Here is a 21,845-nt window from a genome sequence, read left to right as displayed (position 1 = left end):
TCCGCCCGGTGCGGTGGGGATTTCCGGATTCTCTCACGGGTGGGAAATGCGGGGATAAGTCTTCCGGCTCCCCGCCGGACGAGGCGATGGCGCTGATCATGGCGCCAGCCTGGCCTCGGCTCCCTTCGCGCGCCGACGTGGGACTAGCGATAGATGACGCGGCGGCGGCGGAAGGGGAGGGTCAGGAGGGAGACAAGCGCGGAGACGAGGGTGTAGCCGAGGAGGAAGCCGAAGCCGGCATAGAGGAAGCCTTCGGCGGTGACGGGGACGGCCGGCTTGAAGTTCTCGAGAGTGCGCCTGCCGATCTCGGTGTCGAGATATTCGGGCAGGAGCCGCAGGCGTTCGAGCGCGTCGGCGCCCTCGACCTGGGCGAGCACGGTCCGCAGGTCGGCGTAGCGCAGGAAGGTGCGCTCCATGCTCACGCCTCGGTCCTTGAGGAAGCCGTCGGGCGAGGCGACGTAGCGATCGAGGGCCTGCTGGCGGGTGAGACCGCCGGCCAGGGCGGCGGTATCGAATTCCTCGGTGACGACCTTGAGCTCGTCGACCGCCCCACCCAGGCGCTGGGTATATTGCTGGGCGTATTCGGGGAACTGGCTCAGGGCCACGCCCAGGCAGAGACCACCGAGAAGGCTCAGGGAGCGCCGCAAGGCTCAGCCCTCCCGCAGGCGCGGCGGCCCGCCGGCGCGGGCGACGATGGCATCGATGAAAGCCGACTTGCCCTCGGTATAGGCCTCCCGGTCGGTCCGGTAGCGCTCGGCCAGCTCGCGCTTGAGGGCCTCGTAGGCGGCGCTGTCCCCGGGATGGGCGCGCAGGTGGTCGCGGAAGACCAGGTGGCGCTCGACCTCGGTGGGGTCGGCGTGGATGTGCAGGTGATGGGTGCGGCTGGGCAGTCCCTTGACCAGGAACAGGCGCGTCCTCACCGGATTGTCGCGCCAGAAGCTGAAGCCGAGGGCTTCGAGCGCCGGGATGGCGGCGTGCCCCTGGGCGAGATCATCGACCAGCACGACGATGTCGATCACCGGCTTGGCCAGGATACCGGGGATGGCGGTGGAGCCGATATGCTCGATGAGGCGCGGCGGGACCGGGAAACAGGGGAGGATGCGCTCACGCGCGGCGACGAAGCTCGAGGCGGCCTGGGGATCGGGCGGCGCCAGGCGGATCTCCTCCATCAGAGCGCGGCGCCCTCGGCATCCTCGTCAAAGCCATTGTTGACGAGCTCGGTGATGGCATCGAGCGCTTCGCGGGCCTGCTTGCCGGTGGCCTGGACCAGGATGGTCGAGCCGGGGCCGGCGCCCAGCATCATCAAGCCCATGATGGAATTGCCGTTTACCGTCGAGCCGTCGCGGGAAACCTGGATGTCGGCATCGAAGCACTCGGCGGTGCGCACGAAGCGCGCCGAAGCACGGGCGTGCAGCCCCTTGCGATTGATGATGGTCAGTTGCTGCGCGAGTGCCCGGCCTGAACCTGCCGCCGTATTCATGATCGAAACCTGCCTAAAGAGCTTCGACTATTGCGCACTCAATACGTCGTTGGCAACGTTGATGTATTTGCGCCCAGCCTCTGCAGCGATACGTACGGCGTCCTTTATGGCCATATCGGGGCGAACGCGCGCCAGCTTGACCAGCATCGGCAGATTGACGCCGGCGATCACCTCGACGTCACGATTCTGCATCACCGAAATGGCCAGATTGGACGGCGTGCCGCCAAACATGTCGGTAAGGATGACGACTCCGTCACCGGTGTCCGCCGCATCGACAGCCTTCATGATGTCGTTGCGGCGAGCCTCCATGTCATCGTCCGGTCCAATGGAAATGGTCTCGACTTGCTCTTGCGGGCCCACAACATGTTCGAGCGCCGACTTGAACTCCACGGCAAGGGCGCCATGGGTCACCAGAACCATACCTAGCATGCATAATTCCCTAAGTGCCTACATCCCCCGGCGGCACGACGGCCCGAAGTCTTGTCTCTGGGGGAAGAGGATTCAAGTGGTTTTTTGGACATGTGGAAGACTGGGGGCTCAAAGATGGGCTAGCGCTTCTGCCACAAGCAGAATCTGGTGCGCCGAATCCACCGTTCCACGGCGCGGCACGGGGCAACGGGCCAGCCGCACCCCCATCATATGGGTCTCGAGGTCCGCCTCGTCCAGCATGCGGGTCAGCCCATCGACGAGATCGACCACCAGATGGACGGCGGCGGCCGGAACATGCGGCCGCTCGACAATGCCGCGCCCACGCAGTTCGATGAGGCCGGCAATGGCGGCAGGCGCGGCCATCATCAGGCCGTCGGCCTGCAGGCGCAGATCGAGCCGGTCGTCGGCAACGAGCCGGGCATTGAGCCGGCGATGCTCCCAGCGATCGAGAAGTTCGAGCGCCAGCAGGGACTTACCCGCTCCGCTCGGTCCCCGGATGATGACGCCGTGCTGGCCGAGCACGAGGCCGGTGCCGTGGATGTTCTCGGGCGCGGCCTCGACCATCTACTTGCGGGCCCGCGGCAGGGTGACGGTGAAGCGGGCGCCCGAGCGGTCGGTGCGGTTGGCCGCTTCGATCTTGCCCTTGTGGGCGATCACGATCTGGCGCGAGATCGACAGGCCCAGCCCCGAATGGTCGCCGAAATGCTCCCCGTCCGGGCGGTCGGTATAGAAGCGCTGGAAGATGCGCGACACGTCGCCGCGAATGCCGGGACCCTCGTCGGTCACGGTGAAGATCACCTTTTCGGCATCGGTGGAAATGACGGCCCTCACGGTGCCGCCTTCGGGCGAGAAGGAGACGGCATTGTCCACCAGGTTGTTGAACACCTGGGCCAGGCGGCTGTCATGGCCGAAGACCACGGCGGGGTAGCGGCTGGTGTGGGTCTCGAGCTCGACCTTGACGTCGCGGGCGGCGGCGAGGTCGCGCTGGATGCCGGTCATGGTCTCGGCGAGCTTGACCATGTCGACGCGCTCGCCGGTTTCGCGGGCCAGTTCGGCATCGAGCCGGCTGGCGTTGGAAATATCGGAGATCAGGCGGTCGAGGCGCCGCACGTCATGCTGGATGATGGCGTTGAGGCGCTCGACATCCTCGGGGCGCTTGGCGCGCGGCAGCGTCTCGACGGCCGAGCGCAGCGAGGTCAGCGGGTTCTTGAGCTCATGGGCAACGTCGGCGGCGAAGCGCTCGATGGCCTCGATACGGGCATAGAGCGCGTCGGTCATGGCGCGCAGGGCGCCCGAGAGGTGGCCGATCTCGTCGACGCGGTCGGTGAAGTCGGGGATTTCGGCGCGGGCATTGCCGGCGGTCTGGACGCGCTCGGCGGCCTCGGAGAGGCGCCGCATGGGGCCGGCGATTGTGCCGGCGAGGAGCAGCGAGAGGATGATGACGACGGCGGCCGCCACCATGGCGATGCGCAGGATGCTCCAGCGCTCGGTGGTGACGATGGAATCGATCTCGCCGGGCGCGGTGGAGAGCAGGAGCACGCCAACGGTCGAGCGCACGCGCTGGATGGGCACGGCGACCGAGACGACGAGCTGGTGCTGGTTGTCGACGCGCACGATATCGGCGGCGGAGCCGGACAGGGCGGCGGTGACCTCGGGATAGCGCTTGCCTTCGTCGGCCCCGTATTCCTGGTAGAGCGGGAACTGGTCGCCGGGCACCCAGGCCATGATGGCGTTCCACCAGTCAAAGAGGAAGAAGCCCGAGCTGTTCTGCTCGACATTGAGCTTCCGGAGCACTTCGCCGCGCGCATAGATATTGGCGCTGTCCAGGATCAGGAGGCCATCCTGGTCGTAGATGCGGGCGCGGGTGCGGGTGGGCGTGACGAGGTTGCGCAGGAGCGGGGCGACGCGCTCGGGATTGATGGGAAACTCGAGGGTGGGATCGAAGAAGCTGAGCGGGGAAACCGGCTCGCCGGTCTGCAGTTCGAGCAGGCGGTTGGGATCGACCGAGATGACGTCGCTGTCCACGGTCGCCGAGGCCGCGATGGCCGCCGAGATGATTTCGCCCTGCACGCGCAGGCTCTGCACGCGCGCGTCGATGAGGCCGGCGCGCCACTGGTTGAGGTAGAGGATGCCCACCACCAGGACCAGCAGCGCGGCGAGGTTGAGAACGATGATGCGGCGCGTGAGGGTCTTGAAGATGGTCAGCGCCAGCACGCGGCTGAGGGCGGACCAGAAAGCGCCGAAAGCCTCGCCGATGCCGCGCATAAGGCCCCGCGGGCCCTTGGCGACGTCGGCAGGGCCGGCATGGGTGGTCTCAAACTGGTTGTCGGTTGCAGCCACCGCCGCTTATTGCTCCTTGAACCGGTAGCCGACGCCGTAAAGGGTTTCGATCATCTCGAAATCGTCGTCGACCGCCTTGAACTTCTTGCGCAGCCGCTTGATGTGGCTGTCGATGGTGCGATCGTCCACATAGACCTGGTCGTCGTAGGCGGCATCCATCAGCGCGTTGCGCGATTTGACGACTCCCGGGCGCAAAGCCAAGGCCTGGAGAATCAAAAATTCCGTGACCGTGAGCGTGACCCGCTGCCCCTTCCAGGTGCAGGTGTGGCGTTCCTCGTCCATGACGAGCGAGCCGCGCTCGATCAGGGCCTTGCCGGCCGGCGGCTCGAGGCCCGTGGGGGCTGCCGAGGGATCGCGCGGGGAGGAGCGGCGCAGGATCGCCTTGACGCGCTCGACGAGCAGGCGCTGGCTGAACGGCTTGGTGATGAAGTCGTCCGCCCCCATCTTGAGGCCGAACAGCTCGTCGATTTCCTCGTCCTTGGAGGTGAGGAAGATCACCGGCACGTCCGACTTCTGGCGCAGGCGACGCAGCAGTTCCATGCCGTCCATGCGGGGCATCTTGATGTCGAGGATGGCCAGATCCGGCCGGTCGCTGGTCAGGCCCTCCAGGCCCGAGGCACCATCCGTGTAGGTCGAAACCGAATAGCCTTCGGCCTCCAGCGTGAGCGAAACGGAGGTCAAAATATTGCGATCGTCATCGACCAGGGCGATTTTGGGCATCAACTTCCCTTTCCTAGTACCGTCGCCGGCAATTGGAGATAAACGCTTACTTAGGCAAGTCCGCACCCGCCTTTGGTGCCACAATTACGCATAAAGTAAGGCGTCGGGGTCGGTTTCGCCAGCCCTGCGCGCCTTTGCGCACCGATTCGACTTCCGTCTTACGACCGATTGCCGGATGGCTTTACCCCCCTCGCAGGGCTTCTAACAGCGGCCTGTCACGGCGCCAGACTGCGCCGAGTGGGGTGAACCATGGCTGCCTTCGATCATCGCGCCCTCAGGGGTCGTATCCTCGCCGATGCCGGCGATATCTCCTTCAATGATTCAACGCCCGTGCTCGTCTCGCGATCCCTGCGCGCGGGCGAAGGCGAGCTGACGGCGGACGGCGCCCTGTCGGTCACGACGGGCATCCATACCGGGCGCAGCCCCAAGGACAAGTTCATCGTGCGCGATGCGCTCACGACCGATACGGTCTGGTGGGACAATACCGCCGCGCTCTCGCCGGCCCAGTTCGACCTGCTGCTGGAAGACGCGCTGGCCCATGCGGCGGGCAAGAGCCTTTTCGCCCAGGACCTGGCGGCGGGCGCCGACGAGACCCATCGCATGAACGTGACGGTGTTCACCGAGCACGCCTGGCATGCGCTCTTCATCCGCAACCTGCTGATCCGTCCCGAGCTCTCGGGCGAGTTCGCGGCGGACGTGACGATCCTGCACGTGCCCGGGTTCAAGGCCGACCCCCAGCGCCACGGCACGCGCACCGAGACGGTGATCGCGCTCGACATGAGCCGCAACATCGTGCTGATCGGGGGCACCTACTATGCCGGCGAGATCAAGAAGAGCGTGTTCTCGCTCTTCAACTTCCACGCGCCGCGCCAGGGCACCCTGCCCATGCACTGCTCGGCCAATATCGGGGAAAGCGGGGACACCGCCCTCTTCTTCGGGCTTTCGGGCACCGGCAAGACCACGCTTTCGAACGATCCCGAGCGACTGCTGATCGGGGACGACGAGCACGGCTGGACCGCAGGCGGGGTCTTCAACCTCGAAGGCGGGTGCTACGCCAAGACGGTCAAGCTCTCCGAAACGGCTGAGCCCGAAATCTACCAGGCGACGCGCTCGTTCGGCACGGTGCTCGAAAACCTCGTGCTCGACCCCAAGACGCGCCTGCCCCTGTTCGATGACATCTCGCTCACCGAAAACACCCGCGCCGCCTACCCCCTGGAAACCCTGCCGGTCGTTTCCCTAGGCGGCGTGGGTGGCACGCCCCGGACCGTCGTGTTCCTCACCGCGGACGCCTTCGGCGTGCTGCCGCCCATCGCAAGGCTGACGCCCGACCAGGCGGTCTACCACTTCCTTTCGGGCTACACCGCCAAGGTGGCGGGGACCGAGCGCGGCGTGACCGAGCCGCAGGCGACGTTCTCGGCCTGCTTCGGAGCCCCGTTCATGTCGCTGCATCCGACGGTCTACGGTGCGCTTCTCGCCGAGCGGCTCAAAGCCTCGGGCGCCTCGACCTGGCTGCTCAATACCGGCTGGACCGGCGGCGGCTACGGGGTAGGCAAGCGCATCGACATCGCCTCGACCCGGCGCCTGCTCAACGCGGCGCTGTCGGGCGAACTCGATCGCGGCCCGACCCGGATCGACCCGGTATTCGGCCTCGCCGTGCCGGCGCATGTGCAGGGAATCGACGACAAGCTGCTCGAGCCGCGCCGCACCTGGGCCGACCCGATCGCCTATGACCGGGCGGCCGAGAAGCTGGTGGGCCTGTTCCAGAAGAACTTCGAAAAGTTCGGCGCGCTCGACCACCTGACGGTTGCCGGCCCGCGCCTCGCCCAGGCGGCGGAATAACACTGGAGGCCCGGTCCATCGGGGCCGGGCCGATCCATCGCTAGAGCTTGCCGAAGGCGACGCCGCGCCAACCCCAGCCCATCTTGGCGGCCACGTCCTGCAGCTGGCCCTTCATCTCCTGGGTGGAGAATCGGTAGTTGTAGACCTGCCCATAGGCGAGGGTTTCGGTGAAGGCATAGGCCGTGCCGAAGCTGAGCTCGAATTTCTGGCCGCGAAACGCCTCCCCGCTCATGGCCAGTTCGGGAACGCCGGCGCGCCACTCGACCGACCATTCCTGATCGAGGCTGCGCACCACGCCCTTTTCGGCATCGAGGGCCATGAGCACCTTGAAGACCTTGCTGATGCCGGCCTTGGCGAAGATTTCGTACCAGGCGGCGTCGACCACCTTCCATTCGGCAACGAGATCGGCATTCTCGGGCGCGCCGTCGCGCACGAGGAAGGGCGAACTGTCGCGGTTGAGCGCCAGGAGCGCCTCGCGCAGTTCGCCGGGGCTGCGCCGGGGCAAACCGGCGGGGGCGGCTTTGCTGCCGGTCAGAAAATCCAGAATTCCCATTACGGACCTTACCTTTAGAAGCTTCGCGCCCACCCACGGGTGACAAGCGCGCGCCCGTTAGCCATTATTGCGCCCCGGAATCGGCCAAGGAAGCTCGCATGAACGAACACGTCCACCTGACGGCCTATTTCGAGCGAATCGGCTTTTCGGGCTCCATCGCGCCCACCCTAGCGACGCTCGAAGCGCTGCACGCCCTTCATCCAGCCAGCATCCCTTTCGAAAACCTCAGTCCCCTGATCGGCCTGCCGGTCCTTCTCGACCAGGCCAGTCTCGAACAAAAGCTCATCCACGACAAGCGCGGGGGCTATTGCTACGAGCACAACATGCTGTTCATGCGCATCCTGCGCGAGCTCGACTTTCCGGTGACCGGGTACGGGGCGCGGGTGCTGTGGGGACATCCGGAGGGCGAGGAGCGTCCGGTGAGCCACATGGTGCTGGGCGTGGACGTGGGCGGGGCGACGTATCTGGCCGACGTGGGCTTCGGCTCGATGACGCTGACGACGCCGCTGCGCCTGCGTGGCGGCCAAGAGCAGGAAACGCCCTTCGCCACCTACCGGCTGGTGGGCGAGGCGCCGAGCTACCGGCTAGAAGTGCGGATCGGGGAGGAGTGGAAGCCGGTCTACGCGTTCGACCTGATCGAAAAGAGCGAGGACGACTATGCCGCGCTCAACGCGGCTACCTATCCCAGGTTTGCCGACATGCTGGTGGCGGCGCGCACCGAAAAGGACGTGCGCCACACCCTGCGCGACCTGCGCCTGTCGCACTACGGGCGCGACGGCGGGGAGCCGCAGCGTCGCATTCTTACAAGCGTTGCCGAAATCCGCGAGGCATTGTCCGAGACGTTCGGCATCGCGCTGCCGCCGGCGGATCTGCTCGATCCGGCGCTGGAGCGCGTGCTGGCCAGCCAGCAGAACCAGACCGTCGATTGAGGAGCCATGGCCCCCGTTATCCCAAATCCGGACAAGATCCGGGAATTCGAGACCGAAGCCGAGTTCGAAGCGTGGATGGCGGCCAACCATAGGGGCGAGACCGAAATCTGGGTCAAATACCACAAGAAGGGCTCGGGCCGCAGAACCATCGTCTACGCCGAGGCGCTGGACGTGGCGCTGTGCTACGGGTGGATCGACGGGATCGGCAAGCCGTTCGATGCCCATTCCTACCTGCAGCGCTTCACGCCCCGTAAGGCCAAGAGCATCTGGAGCCAGCGCAATCGCGACAAGGTGGAAAAGCTCATCGCGGCCGGTCGCATGACCGAGCACGGGCTCAGGCAGATCGAGGCGGCCAAGGCCGATGGCCGCTGGGACCGGGCCTATGCCTCGCCCGGCAAGATGGAGACGCCGCCGGACCTGCTGGCGGCCATCGAGGCCAATCCGGCCGCCTACGTGACGTTTACCCAGATCAACGCCACCAACCGCTATGCGCTGGCCTTCCGCACCCACAACATGAAGACCGAAGCGGGGCGCAGGAAGAAGATCGCCACGTTCGTCGAGATGCTGGCGCGGGGCGAAGCCCCCTACCCCCAGGCGTTCAAGGACAAGCCCTGATGCGCTACGCGGCCTTTCTGCGCGGGGTGAGCCTGGGCAAGCGCACGACCAGGAGCGCCGACCTCAAGGCGGCCTTCGAAAGCCTGGGCTACGAGGGCGTGCGCACGCTCATCGCCAGCGGCAATGTGCTGTTCGAGGCCGAAGCAGCCGACGACGAAGCGCTTGCCGAGACGATCGAAAAGGGGCTCGAGGCCAAGTTCGGCCTTGCGATCGGGGTGGTGCTGCGCTCGATCGCGGAGCTCGAGAAAATGGTCGAGCGCGCGCCGTTCGGGGGCGTGCCGGCGGATGCGGACGCCAAGCTCTACGTGCTGTTCCTGCGCGAACCGGTGGGCGAGACGCTGGCCCTGCCCTTTGCCGAGGAGGGCAATTACGAGGTGCTCTCGACCACGCCCACCGAGATTTTTGCTGTTGCATGGCACATGCCAAACGGGCGATACGGCGAGGGCCTGGATGCGCTCGAAAAACAGTTCCCCAAGGGAACGCTCACGACCATGCGCAACTGGAACACGATTTTGAAGGCGGTCGCCTGAACCAACAGGCGCTTTCGCGTCTTTTGGAGGGCTTTTATGATCACCGTTTTCGGCTCCTGCGGCCTTGACCTCATCGCCAACGTTCCGCGCCTGCCGGCGCCCGGCGAGACGGTGCTGGGCGGCGTCTTCGGCATGTCCCCGGGCGGCAAGGGCGCCAACCAGGCGATGGCCGTCAAGCGCTCGGGGCGCCAGGTGCGCTTTGCCGGCGCGGTGGGCAACGACGATTTCGCCAAGCGCGCGCTCGAACTGCTCAAGGCGGAGGGCGTCGACCTGGGCGCCACCAAGGTGGCGGAAGGCGAAGCGACCCAGATCGCCTCGATCTTCGTGGACGCCAAGGGCGAGAACGTCATCGCCGTGCTGCCGGGCGCAAATGCCACGCTCACCCCTGCCGACGCCGACAAGGCGCTCGAGGGGCTGCCGGCGGGGACCATCGTGATGATGCAGCAGGAGATCAACCAGGCCGCCACCGAGCGGGCGCTCGACGTCGCCAAGGCCAAGGGGCTGGTCTCCATCCTCAACACGGCCCCGTTCCTTCCCGATACGCCGGGCATGGCGCACAAGGCCTCGATCCTGGTGGCCAACGAAACCGAATTCGCGCTGCTGTGCGACGGCAAGACCGAGCCGCTCGACCAGTTGATGGAGAACTGGGCCCGCACGCACGGCCAGACCGTGATCGTGACGCTGGGCGCGGCGGGGGCGCGGGCGGCGACGCCCGAAGGCCTGATCAACGTGGCGGCCCTCAAGGTCACACCGGTCGATACGGTGGGCGCGGGCGATACGTTCTGCGGCTATCTCGCGGCCGGGCTCGATGCGGGGCTCGATCTCGAAGCGGCGATGACGCGCGCGGCGACGGCGGCGAGCCTCGCCTGCCTCAAGCCCGGCGCCCAGCCGGCGGTTCCCACCATCGCAGAGGTCGAGGCCGCGCTGGCCACGGCCTGATCGAACCAGCAACGCCGCCCCCGGAGCGGGGCGGCGCCGCTCAGTGCCCGGCGGCCCGGATCATGGGCTCGATCGTATCCTCGAAGAGCGCTCCGGGCCTTTGCGCCAGGACCTGCGGATAGAGCTTTTCGGCCTCAAGCGACAGGCGCAGGAAGGCGGCGATGGCCTCGGTGGCGGCCGGATCGGCCATGGGGTAGAACCCCTCCTCGAGGCGCTTGAGGAGCAGCGTCTTGGAATGGATCATGCGCTCGGTAAAGCCGGCGCCGTTGCTCATCGAGCTCGAAATCTTGACGTAGTCGTGAAGCGGGGTGCCCAGGTACATCTCGCTTTCGGCGGTGCGGTAGAGCCCCATGAGGAAATCGAGATCGGTCATGTTGGGCAGGTCCGGATCGTAGCGTGCGTCGGCGCGGCGCCGGTCCCAGACCAGCATGGTGTCCATAGAGAGGCTCACCCATTTGTGTTCGGAGGCGCGCAGCACTCGGTCCGGGCCGGCCCCCACGGTGCGCAGCGATATGAAGTCGGCGGACATCACCTCGAGCGCGGTGGCGACGATGGGCCGGTGCTCGAGGGCAGCGACCGCCCGCTCGAGCTTTTGCGGCTTGAAACGGTCGTCGGCATCGAGCAGGGCCGCATAGGGCGTGGCGAGGGTATCGAGCACCATGTTGCGGGCACGGGTCGAGCCCCCTCCGACCTTGCCCGAGGAATGGAAGCGCAGGCGCGGATCGGCGATGCCCATGCCGGCGAGCAGTTCCCGATAGTCCACGCCATCGTCCGAAATGATGTGGTGCTCGAAGGCACCATGGGTCTGGGCCAGCACCGAACGCACGGTGGCGCCGATGGTGGCCTGGGCCCGATAGGCGGGCGTGATCACCGCAACGGTCTGTGCGTCCATGGCTTTTTCTCCCCCGCCGATAGCCCTTAGGGCAATCTTGAACAGCCCCCGGCCCCGTCCCATATCTTGCTCAGGAATTCGATGCCACTCATTCGGGTCGAATTCCGGCGTTGCTTATTCAAGGACGGTTGTTGATGTCTCGCATCTCACTCTTTTCGGCGCCGTTTCTTCTGGGCTTCGATGCCTTCGAAGAACGTGTCGACCGCCTCTCGAAGGCGGCGGATGGTTATCCGCCGTACAATATCGAGCGGCGCGCCGCGGCCGATGGAGCCGAATGCTTCCTCATCTCCATTGCGGTGGCCGGGTTCGCCAAGGACGAACTCGAGGTCATCTCGGAAGACAACCAACTCGTCGTCCGGGGTCGCCAGAAAGACGATCCCTCGCGCGAGTTCCTGCATCGCGGCATCGCCGCACGCCAGTTCCAACGCAGCTTTCTCCTCGCCGACGGCGTTGTCGTCAAGGATGCTGCGCTCCGGGACGGCATGCTGATTGTCACCGTGATGCGCCCCAAGACGGAAAAGGTCGCAAGGCGCATCGAAATTAGTTCGTGAGAGGAGTTGGGCAAATGCAGAATAGAGACGAAACCGTCATCGATCCTTTGGTCCATCCGCTCAAGACCCTGACCCCGGCGCAGTTCATGGCGCTTGGCGGAAGTGCGGTGGCCTTCGTGCGCCCCATCCTCGGCGCCCAGGTCACCGAGTTGCTGTCCGAAGAAGGTTTCGAGCCGGACGGGCTTTATCAGCTGGTCATGTCGGCCGACGGCACGCCGCTGATGGTCGCCGATACGCGCGAAGCGGTCGACGAATGGCTCTCGGACCGCAATCTGGGCCTGGTGGCCGTCCACTAGGAAAAGCAAACGGCGCCCCGTATCCCGGAGCGCCGTTCCCGTTTTCGTCCAGAAGCCCGGTCAGGCGGCGTAGGCGGCCTGGGGCTGGATGAGCATCTCATAGATCTTGTGCGGGTCGCTGGTGCGCCGCAGGTCATCGACAAGGGCCTCGGTGCGCAAGAGGCGCGCCACGCGGGCCAGGGCCTTGAGGTGGTCGGCGCCGGCGCCGACCGGAGCCAGCAGCATCATGACCAGATCGACGGGCAGGTCATCGATCGAATCGAATTCGATCGGCTGGTCGAGCCTGGCGAAGAGGGCCGTCACCGCAGGCAGGCCCGCGATCTTGCCGTGCGGAATGGCGATGCCGTTGCCAAGGCCGGTGGAGCCGAGAGCCTCACGGTCGGAAATGGCGGTGAAGATAGCCTGCTGGTCCACTCCGGTGACCTTAGCAGCGTGCTGGCTCAAGACCTCTAGAAGTTCCGTCTTGGTTTTTATGCCCGTGCACGCAAGAACCGACTCCTCTGCAAGGATGTCTGAAAGTTCCATTGAAGAAACCTATTCGATGTAAATGTAGAATGGGGTTCAGCAAACAGCCCTAGTTTGCGCTCAAGGCGGGATCGATCCAGCCAATATTGCCGTCGGCCCGGCGATAAACCACATTCAGCCCGCCATGTCCAGCATGACGGAACACCACTACATCGGACTGCATCAGATCGAGCTCCATGACGGCCTCGCCGACCGTCAGACGCTTCAGACTGGCGGTGCCTTCGGCGATGACCGGGGGGCTGAAATCGAGGTCCAGCTCGTCATCTTCCATAGGCGCTGCAAGCACATAGGCGGGCGCGGTGGTGTCCTCCTCGTCCGAACGCCGGCGGTGCTGCTTCAATTTCCTGTTATAGCGGCGCAGCCGCTTCTCGATATTGCTGGCCATCACTTCGTAGGCGAGCGTGGGATCGTTGCCCTCGGCGCTGGCCTGGAGCGTGGTCCCCGAATCGAGATGAACCACGCAGTCGGCGCTATAGCCGGCCCCGTCGTGGCTCAGGGTCAGATGGCCCTTGTATCCTCCGTCGAAATACTTGCTGACTACCGAATTGAAGTGGTCGACCGCCTTGCTGCGCAAGGCCTCGCCGACGTCCATGTTCTTGCCCGATACACGTAAGGTCATGGCTACCCCCTTCGTTCGTAAGATCGGCGCGGGCCCCTGCCAACTGAAGTTGGTTCTCCCGCAGGGTGCATGGTAGACCCGGCGCAATCGGGGATCAAACCCACCAAACTGGTCACAGGCGCAATTGCAGGGGTGACAGGCCGGGTCGAGAGGGCTAGCCTGCCCGCATCGAAATTCCCCCTCAAATCCCTCTTCCGGCTGTGCCGAGGCGTCCGCCGCTCACGGCGTGGCGGTCAATGCCCGCTTCTGGCGGCGGCGGATGACCGACGAGGGGATGTTCATACCCTCCCGGTACTTGGCCACGGTGCGCCGCGCCACATCGATTCCCTGCTCGCGCTTGAGCATGTCGGCGATGGTGTCGTCCGAAAGGATATCGGCGGGCTGTTCGGCATCGATGAGCTGGCGGATGCGGTGGCGCACCGCTTCGGCCGAATGATCCTCGCCCCCCGAGGTCGAGGCCAGGGCGGTGGTGAAGAAGTACTTCATCTCGTAGAGCCCGCGCGGGGTGGAGATGTACTTGTTCGAGGTCACGCGGCTGACGGTCGATTCGTGCATTTCGATGGCCTCGGCCACCATCTTGAGCGTCATGGGCTTGAGATGGGCGATGCCGTTGACCAGGAACCCGTCCTGCTGGCGCACGATCTCGGTGGCGACCTTGAGAATGGTCTGGGCCCGCTGGTCGAGGCTCTTGGCCAGCCAGTTGGCCGTCTGCAGGCAATCGGTGAGGAAGGCCTTTTCGGTGGCGTCGCGGGTCTTGCGGGTAACGGTGGCGTAGTAGACCCGGTTGACCAGGACCTTGGGCAGGACGTCCGAATTGAGCTCCACCGCCCAGGCGCCGCCATTGCCCTCGCGCACGAAGACGTCCGGCACCACCGCTTCGATGGGCGCGCCGTCGAAGGCGCGGCCCGGCTTGGGGTCGAGCTCGCGCAGCTCGGCCAGCATGTCGGCCAGGTCCTCGCGGTCGGCCCCCACGGCGCGGGCGAGCCCGGCCAGATCGTGGGCGGCCAGGAGGTCGAGATTGGCCAGGAGCCTGGCCATCATGGGATCGAGCCGATCCTTTTCGCGCAACTGGATGGCAAGGCATTCGGGCACGGTGCGGGCGAAGACGCCGACGGGATCGCAGCCCTGGACCTTGAGCAGCACCGCCTCGACCATGGCCTCGTCCGTTCCGAGCTGGGCGGCGATGGCATCGAGGTCCCCGGCCAGGTATCCGGCCTCGTTGAGGCTGTCGATAAGGGCCCGGGCGATCAGGCGCTCGGCGGGAGCCTTGAGGATCAGGTTGACCTGGGTCTCGAGGTGATCGGAGAGGCTGGGCCTGGCCGCCACGAACTGGTCGAGATCGGGGGCCTCCCCGCCCTCGCCACGGCCTTCGGGCCAGACCGAGGTCTGGGACAGCGAATCCTGGCCGACCTGCTCGGGAAAGACGTTCTCCACCGCCGTATCGAGGCCATCGGCGATCGAGCCGGCGGACTGGATGCGATCGGAATGATCGACGGTATCTTCGTAGGCGCTCAGCTCAGGGGCGCGTTCGGGCGCTTCGGCGCCGTCGTCGGGCGCACCTTCCTCGCGTTCGAGCAGCGGATTGCGCAGCAGCTCGGCCTCGACGAAGGCGTTGAGCTCGAGGTGGCTGAGCTGGAGCAGGCGGATCGACTGCATGAGCTGAGGCGTCAGCGTCAAGCTCTGTGCCTGCCGAACCTCGAGCCGAGGCGTCAATGCCATGCCGGTAACTTCCCAAATCGCGCAACCGGCGGCACCATGACTCATCGGGCCAGCGAGGACAAGCGCCCAAAGGGCAAGTTTCGTGCCAGTCCCGGCTAAAGCTTTATATCGGCAGAACTAAACATCGAAGGTGTCGCCGAGGTAGACGCGGCGGGCGTCGGGATCGGCCTTGATGGTCTCGGGGCGTCCCTGGATCATGACCTTGCCTTCGTAGATGAGGTAGGCGCGGTCCACGAGGCTGAGCGTCTCGCGCACCGAATGGTCGGTGATGAGCACGCCGATGCCCCGCTCGGTGAGCTGGCGCACCAACCCCTTGACCTCGGCCACGGCAATGGGATCGACGCCGGCAAAGGGCTCGTCGAGCAGCATGAAGACCGGGTCGGCAGCGAGGGCGCGCGCGATCTCGGCGCGGCGGCGCTCGCCGCCCGAAAGGGCCAGGGCGTTGGAATCGCGCAGGTGAGCGATGGAGAATTCCTCGAGCAGTTCCTCGAGGCGCCGCTTGCGCTCGGCGCGCGAGTGCACGTGCCCCTCGAGGATCGCCAGGATGTTGTCCTTGACCGAAAGGCCGCGGAAGATCGAGGGCTCCTGGGGCAGGTAGCCGATGCCGAGGCGCCCGCGCTGGAAGAGCGGCAGGTGGGTGATCCGGTGGCCATCGAGGCGAATTTCGCCGTGGTCGGGGCGGATGAGGCCCATGATCATGGTGAAGACCGTGGTCTTGCCCGCGCCATTGGGGCCGAGCAGGCCCACCGCCTCGCCGCGCCGCACCGCCAGGCTCACGTCGGAGACCACCACGCGCTTGCCGAAATGCTTGGCCAGGCCATGGGCCACCAGCCAGCCGGTCTGGTCGATGCGGGTCTGGGTCTGGGTCTGGGGCGCGGACTGGTTCATTGCGAGCTGAACACGCCCTGGACGCGGCCGCCCTTGGAGCCGGTGAAGGTGGAGGTATTGGTCTTGAGGTTGACCACCAGTTCGGGGCCGGTGAGCTTGCTGGTGGCGCTGATCACGGTGACGTTGCCGGTCAGGTGGAGGATTTCGGTCTTGGGATCGTAGACTGCCTTCTCCCCGCTGGCATCCTGCTCGCTCGTCTTGATGCGCACCGCGCCGGTGGCCTCGAAGCTCTGGACATCGGAGGTGCCCTTTTCGCCATAGGTGATGACGACCTTGTTGGCCCAGAGGTTGATGGTAGGGGTCTTGACCACGACGTTGCCATCGAAGGTGGCGAGGTGGTTGGCCTCATCGACCACGAAGCTATCGCCGGTGATGGTGACCTCGTTGGCCGCCCGGGCGAAACCGGCGGTGGCAAGCACCAGCATCAGGGCCAGGGCGAAGCGGGCGATCATGGTTGCGATCCTTGTTCGTCGGTTGGCGATTGCTCGTCCATCTGCCGGGACGGCACGGTGAGGGTGGCGCGCTGGAATGTCCAGAGCTGGGCGGCGGCATCATAGATCAAGCCGGCGCCGTCGATCACCGAGCCGTCGTTGAATTCGAAATGCACCGGACCGCGTGCGATAAGGGTCTGGGCCGGCCAGTCGACCAGGGCATCGGCGAGGGTGCCGGTGGTGCCGAAACTGTCCTCGATGGCGGCAGTGCCCGAGATTTCGACGCGCTGGCTGCCCATGTGCAACTGGGCCGATTCGGCGCGCGCCGACATGATGCGGCCCGAAGGCTGGTGGAGCGAGGCCTCGGCGTTGACCAGATCGACGATATCGACATTGGCCAGGGCCGCCGAGGCGCTTTCGGCCGTGACGCGGTAGACGGCGCCATCGGCCATCACCCCGTCATAGCGTGGCACGTCGACCACGATCCGGTCCTGCTGGACCGACACGCGGCCGATCGAGAAATCGATGCCCAGGCTCGCCAGGTAGATCTGGCCGACGATGCCGACCAGAATCAGGGCGCCAAGGACCGGCACGCCGATGCGCAGGATCGAGACGAGGCGATTGCGCAGGTTGAGCCGCCCATACATCGCCTCGCGTTGATCGGCAGTCGCCGAACGGCCCATGGCCCAAAATCCTAGCTATGCGCGAAGATGTCTGTCTCGCCCCAGCCCAGAAGATCCAGCTCGATCCGGGTCTTGAGGAAACGGAAGCACTCTTCGGCCAGTTCCATGCGTCCCTCGCGACGCAACATGCGATCGAGATGGCGCTTGAGGTCGTGCAAGTAAAGGACATCGGAGGCGGCATAATCGAGCTGGGCCTGGGAAAGCGTCTCCCCGCCCCAGTCGGACGACTGCTGCTGCTTGGAAAGGTCGATGCTCAGCAGCTCGCGCACGAGATCCTTGAGGCCGTGGCGATCCGTATAGGTGCGCACGAGCTTGGAGGCGATCTTGGTGCAGTAGACCGGGCCGGTGACGACGCCGAACCGGTTCTTGAGCACGGCCATGTCGAAGCGGGCGTAATGGAAGATCTTGGTGACCGCCGGATCGGCCAGCAGCCGGGCGAGGTTGGGCGCCTCGTTGACGTCGGCCGGAATCTGCACGACATCGGCGCTGCCATCCCCGGGGGACAGCTGCACCACGCACAGGCGGTCGCGATGGGGATCGAGACCCATCGTTTCGGTATCGATCGCTACCTCGCGGCCATAGCGTGATAGATCGGGCAAATCGCCCTTGTGCAGCCGAACAGTCATCCTGACCCTCACTAATCGCAAACTGGGCCGTTGATGCCATACCACACTGGGCTTGGAAAGTCTGACCCTGGGGCTTGACGGCCTTGTTTTGGCGCCAAACCTCGGCCAAGACAAAAGCCATGCAACGTCTGTCCGTTCTCGCACTGGTTCTTGCCGGGCTGGCCCTCCTGTGGCTGGGCGCGCCGGGCTATGCGCGCGCGGAGGCGCACCTGAGCGCGCCAACTGCCCAGATGTGCGCCGAGGCGGCCGACCTGGTGGTGACGGCGAGCGAGGCGCTTTCGGCCAAGCCGCACCTGCTCAAGGCCTGCGCGGGCCAGAAGAACCGGCTGGCGATTCCGTGCCAGACCGACCGGTGCCTGCCCGTCGAGCCGCTGGCGCTGACCTATCGCCCGCCCGAAGCCCGGCCCGTGCCGTTCGTGGCGCAGGCCATGACCGAGCATGCCGACCCCGACGGGCAGTTCCGGCCACCGCGCGCCTGACACCGATCCCCCAATGCAATCGTCCAATGCCGCACCGGCTCGCGCCGGGAGCAGGCCATTGGGCATTTCCCCTCCGGCGCGGACGCGCCAAAACGAAAGCCATGCCCCTATGACTGCAACCATGACCCTGCCCAGACGCCATTTTCTCTTCGGCGGCGCGAGCCTCGCCGCCCTGGCGCTCTCGGGCTGCGCCACGACCGGCAATACCCGCCAGATCGCCGAGGGACCGGCGACGGTGCCCCAGCAATACCTAGACATGTATGCGGCCCGCCCCGAGGAACGCTTCCCGATTCCGGCCGCCGACATCTCCAAGCTCGACCCCAAATACTGGCGCCAGGAGGTGGCCGACCCCACCGGCGAGCAGCCGGGGACCGTGGTGGTGGATACCGGCAACCGGTTCCTCTACCTGGTGAGCGAGAACGGGCGGGCCATGCGCTACGGCGTGGGCATCGGGCGTGACGGCTTTGCCTGGTCGGGCCGCGCCAAGATCCAGTACAAGCGCGAATGGCCGACCTGGACGCCGCCGTCCGAGATGATCGAGCGCCAGCCCGAGCTCGAACCCTATCGCCGCGGCATGGAGCCGAGCCTGATGAACCCGCTGGGGGCGCGGGCGCTCTATCTCTTCCAGAACGGGGCGGATACGCTCTATCGCCTGCACGGGAACGGGGATGTGCTCTCGATCGGCCGGGCGGTGTCGAGCGGGTGCGTGCGCCTGCTCCAGCAGGATATCATCGACCTCTACAACCGCGTGCCGGCCGGCTCGCCGGTGCTGGTGGTCTGAGGCCTGCACGGCCCGCCGGCAAAGTCGGCGGGCCCTGTCGAATCGCAGGGGCTCGGATCGACCAGAGGCGAAAGAGGGAGAACGCCATGCGCTACCTGTGCCTTGTCTATATCGACCCCACGCTCGCCGAAGCGGCGGGAGAAGCCGAATGGGCGGCGATCGACCGCGATTCGCTCGCCTTCAACGAAAGCCTGCGCCGGAGCGGGCAATACCTGGCCTCGAACGCCCTGGCCGACCCCAAGACCGCCAAGACGGTGCGCATCCGCAACGGCGAGCGCTCCTGGACCGACGGCCCCTTCGCCGAAACCAAGGAATATCTGGGCGGGTTCTTCCTCATCGAGGCGAGGGACCTGGCCGAAGCCATGGAGATCGCCGGACGCAGCGAGATCGCCCGGATGGGCTCGATCGAGGTGCGCGAGACGGCCGGATTCTGAGCGAATAACCAGCGCCTTCCCCCGAGGGGTGAACCTGCCTGCGATGAGAGGATTGGGCCAGAGGCTCGGTAGCGCCTCTGGAAAATGGTGCCCTGGAGAAGCAACGACCCAGCCTTTCGGTCGCAACAACTCCAGCATTTTCCTTATGTTGATGCCTAATTGTGGCTCATTTTGTGGCACAGATGGTGACACATATGGTGGCACAGTGGGGCACCATTTCTTGCGGTCTTTGGTCAGCGATTTGTTCGACGAATTTCGCTTAGGCGATCCAGTAGGGCCGCAACCATCTCATCACATGCGTCCTGGCCGCCTCCAGCAGGCTATCCTCGGCCGTGCCCGCTTTCGCCATGCGGCTGATTAGCGCGTCCCTGATTTGGTGATGCTCGCTGAGCAGCGATGCAGGGGCTCCGGAGTTCGGAAACCTGGAAAAGCAAAGCGGCGGATAGCCAGTGAAGCCCAATCCCTAGGCTGACGATAGATCATTCGATCTATATATCGCCCGCTATATCCCCTCTATTTCTAACCTCGTCCTTTGCACTGCTCCGAAAGGGCGAGGGGACGATGGCGCCGGCGGTCGTTCCCAAATCTGCCGCCGGCGCCGTCACGCCCCACTATGCCCCAAAGTTGGCTGCACTGCCGACTTTCGTGCGATGGCGATCGCTTTCCATTCCACCAGATCGTGAGGAGGGCTGCCCTGTTACCCGCGCGGCCAGGCAAGCTCCACATGGCCAGCTCGTTGCAGGGGCCGGACGCCTCCGTCGTGCTGAAGGCGCGCGATGGCCGCTTCACCCGTACCGACACCGGTCGGCATTCTGGTGTTTTTTCCTGCGCGAGCCCGCTAGGCCGCTTGGGCTAGTGGTCGGGGGGTGGCGAGCGCACTACCATCTTCGGTCAGGTGGCGGCATCTCACAATCCAGTGGGCAGGAGTACGTTGTGTTTCACATTCTCTCTTACCTGGCAGTCGCGGCAGCGCTGGCACTCATCATCTGGATCATCATGAAGCTATACCGCGCCCACAGGAATCGCGTGGTCGCGCGCAGTGATCGGTACACCCAACCACCGCCGAGGCGGCCCAACAGCTAGCTACGATATCCTCAACCAAGCCCGTATGGCGTTCACCGCCCCTTCGCCCGCCCAGGCCAGGAACGCGACAACCGACAAACCACTCAAGGCCAGCACTCCCCATAGACCGATCCCGAGCGTCTTGATGCGGCGCCATTCTTCGATCGTGGGCTGTACGGTGTCGTGCTGCTCTTCTACCAGCACCCGCAACGCGTCGAGCTCGGTTCGAACCTGCGCCTCCACCTGACCGGAGATCGCTATGGTCGTTTCAAGCTTTCCCAAGCGCTCGACGACGTCTTCGACGCGATCGCGGATAGCTCCCCGGCTTTGTCGGGAAGCCTCGCGTTCGGCCGCCATGTCGTCCTTGAGGTCCTGCATCATCGTCAGCAGGAGACGATAGGCTTCGCTCTGGGTCATCGAGCAGCGATCCGGCGACCGACAAGCGCGCCGGCATCGGCAATGACGATGGCCGGCACGAGGATGTTGGCCATCTCCATGATGTCGGGCGGCACGGCGATAACGACGAGGTGAAGCCCGAACCACGGATTGATCAGCTGCACTAGGTAGATCGCCGCCCACCAGATGCCGAACGGCACCACGATAAGCCAGCGGCCGACCGCGGTCGCCGACCAGGCGCGCCCCGCCTCGGCGACGGCGATGTCACGCGCCGCCTCGATCCGGGCGATATCCATCTCGGCCGCGAGCCTCTGCTCGTCATTCTGCGCCGCGAGTTTGGCTTTGTAGGCCTCGACAAGAGGACCGGTGAACTGCCTGATCACGCCGCCACCGAGCCAGTTTAGTACGGTCTGAAGAAGCATCAACACGCCTCCCAATGTTCAGGCAGGTCAACCGTCTGCCCCGCCAGCGCGTGCGTGCAATCGCCGAGGAACTGAATGCGACCATCGGTTACAAAGGAATGGCACACGGTATTGATGCGCTTGTCCGCAAGCATGCGCTCCCGGTCCTCCGGTAGCTTGCAGGTGTCAAGGATGCGGTCAAGCTCCTCATCGCCGCCCTCGATACGTACGCCGCGCACAAGAACGGACGGCGTGAAAGTCGGCGCGTCCGGGTTGCCGTTGTAGCCCCATACCGGGCCCTGGCGGCTCGGCGCGTCCACAACGGTGATCTGGTGGGCCTCGCGGCAGCCAGGGCACCAGAAGGCAACCCGCCCGCCATCGAGGCTTCGAAGCTTCTTTGACAGCGCCGCCATCAGAGTTGCTCTCCGGTGAAGTCGACGCCCTGCTTACGCAGCCGCGTGACTTCCGCCTCGGGGTCGTCAGCGCGGACCGCCGGCCGGGGACGCATCAGGATGTTGATGATGATGATCGCCAGCGTGACGTAGGGCATGTAGGCCTTTGGCACGATCATGCTCCAGTCGAAGCCGAGCAGGGCGGTGAGAATGTCCGGCAGTACGAGGAGCAGGCCGGCGAGCACGTTCACGAGCCAGGTGCGCCAGCGAACGATGAAATCCCAGAGGTAGTGCAT

At 65.5% G+C, this 21,845-nt stretch carries 30 protein-coding genes; 10 read left to right on the top strand and 20 right to left on the bottom strand.

All coding sequences use genetic code 11. The annotated features are described in order from the left end of the window. Window positions 1-143: 143 nt before the first annotated feature. The 7 genes from FNA67_RS01520 to FNA67_RS01490 form a co-directional block, all read right to left on the bottom strand. Window positions 144-647, bottom strand: a complete 504-nt coding sequence (locus tag FNA67_RS01520) for a DUF2937 family protein (RefSeq protein WP_147654818.1) — start codon at window positions 645-647, stop codon at window positions 144-146. A gap of 3 nt (window positions 648-650) precedes the next feature. After that, the gene (locus tag FNA67_RS01515; RefSeq protein WP_147654817.1) at window positions 651-1,169 is read right to left on the bottom strand and encodes a GrpB family protein; all 519 of its coding nucleotides are present in this window, start codon (window positions 1,167-1,169) and stop codon (window positions 651-653) included. After that, complete coding sequence (locus FNA67_RS01510; RefSeq protein ID WP_049707402.1) at window positions 1,169-1,480, bottom strand: HPr family phosphocarrier protein; 312 nt, start codon at window positions 1,478-1,480, stop codon at window positions 1,169-1,171. Before FNA67_RS01510 ends, FNA67_RS01515 begins: the two co-directional genes overlap by 1 nt. A 27-nt stretch (window positions 1,481-1,507) precedes the next feature. After that, the gene (locus FNA67_RS01505; protein ID WP_049707401.1) at window positions 1,508-1,909 is read right to left on the bottom strand and encodes a PTS sugar transporter subunit IIA; all 402 of its coding nucleotides are present in this window, start codon (window positions 1,907-1,909) and stop codon (window positions 1,508-1,510) included. Between the two features lie 108 nt (window positions 1,910-2,017). Then, window positions 2,018-2,473 carry an HPr kinase/phosphorylase gene (locus FNA67_RS01500; RefSeq protein ID WP_147654816.1) on the bottom strand — a complete coding sequence of 152 codons (456 nt, stop codon included), beginning with the start codon at window positions 2,471-2,473 and terminating at the stop codon, window positions 2,018-2,020. Next, window positions 2,474-4,174: a stimulus-sensing domain-containing protein gene (locus FNA67_RS01495; protein WP_082202513.1), complete on the bottom strand. Its 1,701-nt coding sequence runs from the start codon at window positions 4,172-4,174 to the stop codon at window positions 2,474-2,476. 81 nt (window positions 4,175-4,255) lie between these two features. Then, complete coding sequence (locus FNA67_RS01490) at window positions 4,256-4,969, bottom strand: response regulator transcription factor (protein WP_049707399.1); 714 nt, start codon at window positions 4,967-4,969, stop codon at window positions 4,256-4,258. A gap of 249 nt (window positions 4,970-5,218) precedes the next feature. On the opposite strand from FNA67_RS01490, the gene FNA67_RS01485 reads away from it, so the two are divergent. Further along, complete coding sequence (locus tag FNA67_RS01485) at window positions 5,219-6,808, top strand: phosphoenolpyruvate carboxykinase (protein ID WP_147654815.1); 1,590 nt, start codon at window positions 5,219-5,221, stop codon at window positions 6,806-6,808. Window positions 6,809-6,848: 40 nt separating this feature from the next. Here the strand turns inward: FNA67_RS01485 and FNA67_RS01480 are convergent, their stop codons facing one another. After that, window positions 6,849-7,361, bottom strand: coding sequence for a hypothetical protein (locus tag FNA67_RS01480; protein WP_049707397.1), 513 nt, complete (start codon window positions 7,359-7,361; stop codon window positions 6,849-6,851). 98 nt (window positions 7,362-7,459) lie between these two features. Here FNA67_RS01480 and FNA67_RS01475 point away from each other — a divergent pair, with 98 nt between their 5' ends. From FNA67_RS01475 to FNA67_RS01460, 4 genes are read left to right on the top strand one after another with little or no spacing between them, the layout of a single operon-like run. Then, window positions 7,460-8,290, top strand: a complete 831-nt coding sequence (locus tag FNA67_RS01475) for an arylamine N-acetyltransferase family protein (protein ID WP_147654814.1) — start codon at window positions 7,460-7,462, stop codon at window positions 8,288-8,290. A gap of 6 nt (window positions 8,291-8,296) precedes the next feature. Beyond that, a complete protein-coding gene (locus FNA67_RS01470; RefSeq protein WP_147654813.1) occupies window positions 8,297-8,905 on the top strand; it encodes a YdeI/OmpD-associated family protein in 609 nt (202 codons plus the stop codon). Continuing rightward, entirely contained in the window at window positions 8,905-9,435 is a 531-nt protein-coding gene (locus tag FNA67_RS01465; RefSeq protein ID WP_147654812.1) for a DUF1697 domain-containing protein, read from the top strand. The genes FNA67_RS01470 and FNA67_RS01465 overlap by 1 nt, the downstream gene beginning before the upstream one ends. A 36-nt stretch (window positions 9,436-9,471) precedes the next feature. Beyond that, complete coding sequence (locus FNA67_RS01460; protein ID WP_049707393.1) at window positions 9,472-10,374, top strand: ribokinase; 903 nt, start codon at window positions 9,472-9,474, stop codon at window positions 10,372-10,374. A gap of 40 nt (window positions 10,375-10,414) precedes the next feature. On the opposite strand, the gene FNA67_RS01455 is transcribed toward FNA67_RS01460, so the two are convergent. After that, a complete protein-coding gene (locus FNA67_RS01455) occupies window positions 10,415-11,266 on the bottom strand; it encodes a glycosyltransferase family 2 protein (RefSeq protein WP_170267169.1) in 852 nt (283 codons plus the stop codon). 134 nt (window positions 11,267-11,400) lie between these two features. Between FNA67_RS01455 and FNA67_RS01450 the strand changes: the two genes are divergently transcribed. Beyond that, a complete protein-coding gene (locus FNA67_RS01450) occupies window positions 11,401-11,817 on the top strand; it encodes an Hsp20 family protein (protein ID WP_049707391.1) in 417 nt (138 codons plus the stop codon). Window positions 11,818-11,831: 14 nt separating this feature from the next. Continuing rightward, the gene (locus tag FNA67_RS01445) at window positions 11,832-12,113 is read left to right on the top strand and encodes a DUF1150 family protein (protein ID WP_049707390.1); all 282 of its coding nucleotides are present in this window, start codon (window positions 11,832-11,834) and stop codon (window positions 12,111-12,113) included. 60 nt (window positions 12,114-12,173) lie between these two features. Here FNA67_RS01445 and FNA67_RS01440 read toward each other — a convergent pair whose 3' ends face one another. The 7 genes from FNA67_RS01440 to FNA67_RS01410 form a co-directional block, all read right to left on the bottom strand. Then, window positions 12,174-12,638, bottom strand: a complete 465-nt coding sequence (locus FNA67_RS01440; RefSeq protein ID WP_049707389.1) for a PTS sugar transporter subunit IIA — start codon at window positions 12,636-12,638, stop codon at window positions 12,174-12,176. Window positions 12,639-12,687: 49 nt separating this feature from the next. Then, the gene (gene hpf, locus FNA67_RS01435) at window positions 12,688-13,257 is read right to left on the bottom strand and encodes a ribosome hibernation-promoting factor, HPF/YfiA family (RefSeq protein WP_049707388.1); all 570 of its coding nucleotides are present in this window, start codon (window positions 13,255-13,257) and stop codon (window positions 12,688-12,690) included. A gap of 219 nt (window positions 13,258-13,476) precedes the next feature. Next, window positions 13,477-14,976, bottom strand: coding sequence for an RNA polymerase factor sigma-54 (gene rpoN, locus FNA67_RS01430; protein WP_147654810.1), 1,500 nt, complete (start codon window positions 14,974-14,976; stop codon window positions 13,477-13,479). A gap of 117 nt (window positions 14,977-15,093) precedes the next feature. Further along, window positions 15,094-15,864 carry an LPS export ABC transporter ATP-binding protein gene (gene lptB / locus FNA67_RS01425; RefSeq protein ID WP_147654809.1) on the bottom strand — a complete coding sequence of 257 codons (771 nt, stop codon included), beginning with the start codon at window positions 15,862-15,864 and terminating at the stop codon, window positions 15,094-15,096. Further along, on the bottom strand, window positions 15,861-16,316 hold the full coding sequence (lptA, locus tag FNA67_RS01420; RefSeq protein ID WP_147654808.1) for a lipopolysaccharide transport periplasmic protein LptA: 456 nt from the start codon (window positions 16,314-16,316) through the stop codon (window positions 15,861-15,863). The genes lptB and lptA overlap by 4 nt, the downstream gene beginning before the upstream one ends. Continuing rightward, the gene (locus FNA67_RS01415) at window positions 16,313-16,978 is read right to left on the bottom strand and encodes a hypothetical protein (protein ID WP_147654807.1); all 666 of its coding nucleotides are present in this window, start codon (window positions 16,976-16,978) and stop codon (window positions 16,313-16,315) included. The genes lptA and FNA67_RS01415 overlap by 4 nt, the downstream gene beginning before the upstream one ends. A gap of 11 nt (window positions 16,979-16,989) precedes the next feature. Continuing rightward, window positions 16,990-17,604 carry a ribonuclease D gene (locus tag FNA67_RS01410; protein ID WP_049707383.1) on the bottom strand — a complete coding sequence of 205 codons (615 nt, stop codon included), beginning with the start codon at window positions 17,602-17,604 and terminating at the stop codon, window positions 16,990-16,992. A gap of 119 nt (window positions 17,605-17,723) precedes the next feature. Between FNA67_RS01410 and FNA67_RS01405 the strand changes: the two genes are divergently transcribed. From FNA67_RS01405 to FNA67_RS01395, 3 genes are all read left to right on the top strand, one after another. Beyond that, window positions 17,724-18,083 carry a hypothetical protein gene (locus tag FNA67_RS01405; protein ID WP_147654806.1) on the top strand — a complete coding sequence of 120 codons (360 nt, stop codon included), beginning with the start codon at window positions 17,724-17,726 and terminating at the stop codon, window positions 18,081-18,083. A 121-nt stretch (window positions 18,084-18,204) separates the two neighbouring features. Then, window positions 18,205-18,864, top strand: a complete 660-nt coding sequence (locus FNA67_RS01400) for a L,D-transpeptidase (RefSeq protein ID WP_053168153.1) — start codon at window positions 18,205-18,207, stop codon at window positions 18,862-18,864. Between the two features lie 86 nt (window positions 18,865-18,950). Beyond that, window positions 18,951-19,298, top strand: coding sequence for a YciI family protein (locus tag FNA67_RS01395; RefSeq protein ID WP_147654805.1), 348 nt, complete (start codon window positions 18,951-18,953; stop codon window positions 19,296-19,298). Window positions 19,299-20,381: 1,083 nt separating this feature from the next. Here the strand turns inward: FNA67_RS01395 and FNA67_RS01390 are convergent. From FNA67_RS01390 to FNA67_RS01375, 4 genes are read right to left on the bottom strand one after another with little or no spacing between them, the layout of a single operon-like run. Next, complete coding sequence (locus FNA67_RS01390; protein ID WP_147654804.1) at window positions 20,382-20,777, bottom strand: DUF1515 domain-containing protein; 396 nt, start codon at window positions 20,775-20,777, stop codon at window positions 20,382-20,384. Then, complete coding sequence (locus FNA67_RS01385; protein WP_147654803.1) at window positions 20,774-21,178, bottom strand: hypothetical protein; 405 nt, start codon at window positions 21,176-21,178, stop codon at window positions 20,774-20,776. The genes FNA67_RS01390 and FNA67_RS01385 overlap by 4 nt, the downstream gene beginning before the upstream one ends. Beyond that, entirely contained in the window at window positions 21,178-21,570 is a 393-nt protein-coding gene (locus FNA67_RS01380; protein ID WP_147654802.1) for a DUF6527 family protein, read from the bottom strand. Before FNA67_RS01380 ends, FNA67_RS01385 begins: the two co-directional genes overlap by 1 nt. After that, window positions 21,570-21,845: a hypothetical protein gene (locus FNA67_RS01375; protein ID WP_147654801.1), complete on the bottom strand. Its 276-nt coding sequence runs from the start codon at window positions 21,843-21,845 to the stop codon at window positions 21,570-21,572. The genes FNA67_RS01380 and FNA67_RS01375 overlap by 1 nt, the downstream gene beginning before the upstream one ends.

It is taken from the genome of Youhaiella tibetensis (genome assembly GCF_008000755.1).
GTDB lineage: Bacteria > Pseudomonadota > Alphaproteobacteria > Rhizobiales > Devosiaceae > Paradevosia > Paradevosia tibetensis.
This window is presented reverse-complemented; position numbering and strand designations above follow the sequence as displayed.

What these genes read in the sequence shown, in the direction of transcription:
- FNA67_RS01395 (WP_147654805.1), top strand. Translation starts at nt 18,951, where the DNA reads ATGCGCTACCTGTGCCTTGTCTATATCGACCCCACGCTCGCCGAAGCG.
- rpoN (WP_147654810.1), bottom strand. Translation starts at nt 14,976, where the DNA reads ATGGCATTGACGCCTCGGCTCGAGGTTCGGCAGGCACAGAGCTTGACG.
- FNA67_RS01510 (WP_049707402.1), bottom strand. Translation starts at nt 1,480, where the DNA reads ATGAATACGGCGGCAGGTTCAGGCCGGGCACTCGCGCAGCAACTGACC.
- FNA67_RS01515 (WP_147654817.1), bottom strand. Translation starts at nt 1,169, where the DNA reads ATGGAGGAGATCCGCCTGGCGCCGCCCGATCCCCAGGCCGCCTCGAGC.
- FNA67_RS01410 (WP_049707383.1), bottom strand. Translation starts at nt 17,604, where the DNA reads ATGACTGTTCGGCTGCACAAGGGCGATTTGCCCGATCTATCACGCTAT.
- FNA67_RS01440 (WP_049707389.1), bottom strand. Translation starts at nt 12,638, where the DNA reads ATGGAACTTTCAGACATCCTTGCAGAGGAGTCGGTTCTTGCGTGCACG.
- FNA67_RS01490 (WP_049707399.1), bottom strand. Translation starts at nt 4,969, where the DNA reads ATGCCCAAAATCGCCCTGGTCGATGACGATCGCAATATTTTGACCTCC.
- FNA67_RS01390 (WP_147654804.1), bottom strand. Translation starts at nt 20,777, where the DNA reads ATGACCCAGAGCGAAGCCTATCGTCTCCTGCTGACGATGATGCAGGAC.
- lptA (WP_147654808.1), bottom strand. Translation starts at nt 16,316, where the DNA reads ATGATCGCCCGCTTCGCCCTGGCCCTGATGCTGGTGCTTGCCACCGCC.
- FNA67_RS01400 (WP_053168153.1), top strand. Translation starts at nt 18,205, where the DNA reads ATGACCCTGCCCAGACGCCATTTTCTCTTCGGCGGCGCGAGCCTCGCC.
- FNA67_RS01405 (WP_147654806.1), top strand. Translation starts at nt 17,724, where the DNA reads ATGCAACGTCTGTCCGTTCTCGCACTGGTTCTTGCCGGGCTGGCCCTC.
- FNA67_RS01455 (WP_170267169.1), bottom strand. Translation starts at nt 11,266, where the DNA reads ATGGACGCACAGACCGTTGCGGTGATCACGCCCGCCTATCGGGCCCAG.
- FNA67_RS01480 (WP_049707397.1), bottom strand. Translation starts at nt 7,361, where the DNA reads ATGGGAATTCTGGATTTTCTGACCGGCAGCAAAGCCGCCCCCGCCGGT.
- hpf (WP_049707388.1), bottom strand. Translation starts at nt 13,257, where the DNA reads ATGACCTTACGTGTATCGGGCAAGAACATGGACGTCGGCGAGGCCTTG.
- FNA67_RS01465 (WP_147654812.1), top strand. Translation starts at nt 8,905, where the DNA reads ATGCGCTACGCGGCCTTTCTGCGCGGGGTGAGCCTGGGCAAGCGCACG.
- FNA67_RS01385 (WP_147654803.1), bottom strand. Translation starts at nt 21,178, where the DNA reads ATGCTTCTTCAGACCGTACTAAACTGGCTCGGTGGCGGCGTGATCAGG.
- FNA67_RS01500 (WP_147654816.1), bottom strand. Translation starts at nt 2,473, where the DNA reads ATGGTCGAGGCCGCGCCCGAGAACATCCACGGCACCGGCCTCGTGCTC.
- FNA67_RS01495 (WP_082202513.1), bottom strand. Translation starts at nt 4,174, where the DNA reads ATGCGCGGCATCGGCGAGGCTTTCGGCGCTTTCTGGTCCGCCCTCAGC.
- FNA67_RS01375 (WP_147654801.1), bottom strand. Translation starts at nt 21,845, where the DNA reads ATGCACTACCTCTGGGATTTCATCGTTCGCTGGCGCACCTGGCTCGTG.
- FNA67_RS01380 (WP_147654802.1), bottom strand. Translation starts at nt 21,570, where the DNA reads ATGGCGGCGCTGTCAAAGAAGCTTCGAAGCCTCGATGGCGGGCGGGTT.
- FNA67_RS01460 (WP_049707393.1), top strand. Translation starts at nt 9,472, where the DNA reads ATGATCACCGTTTTCGGCTCCTGCGGCCTTGACCTCATCGCCAACGTT.
- FNA67_RS01485 (WP_147654815.1), top strand. Translation starts at nt 5,219, where the DNA reads ATGGCTGCCTTCGATCATCGCGCCCTCAGGGGTCGTATCCTCGCCGAT.
- FNA67_RS01505 (WP_049707401.1), bottom strand. Translation starts at nt 1,909, where the DNA reads ATGCTAGGTATGGTTCTGGTGACCCATGGCGCCCTTGCCGTGGAGTTC.
- FNA67_RS01450 (WP_049707391.1), top strand. Translation starts at nt 11,401, where the DNA reads ATGTCTCGCATCTCACTCTTTTCGGCGCCGTTTCTTCTGGGCTTCGAT.
- FNA67_RS01475 (WP_147654814.1), top strand. Translation starts at nt 7,460, where the DNA reads ATGAACGAACACGTCCACCTGACGGCCTATTTCGAGCGAATCGGCTTT.
- FNA67_RS01445 (WP_049707390.1), top strand. Translation starts at nt 11,832, where the DNA reads ATGCAGAATAGAGACGAAACCGTCATCGATCCTTTGGTCCATCCGCTC.
- lptB (WP_147654809.1), bottom strand. Translation starts at nt 15,864, where the DNA reads ATGAACCAGTCCGCGCCCCAGACCCAGACCCAGACCCGCATCGACCAG.
- FNA67_RS01415 (WP_147654807.1), bottom strand. Translation starts at nt 16,978, where the DNA reads ATGGGCCGTTCGGCGACTGCCGATCAACGCGAGGCGATGTATGGGCGG.
- FNA67_RS01470 (WP_147654813.1), top strand. Translation starts at nt 8,297, where the DNA reads ATGGCCCCCGTTATCCCAAATCCGGACAAGATCCGGGAATTCGAGACC.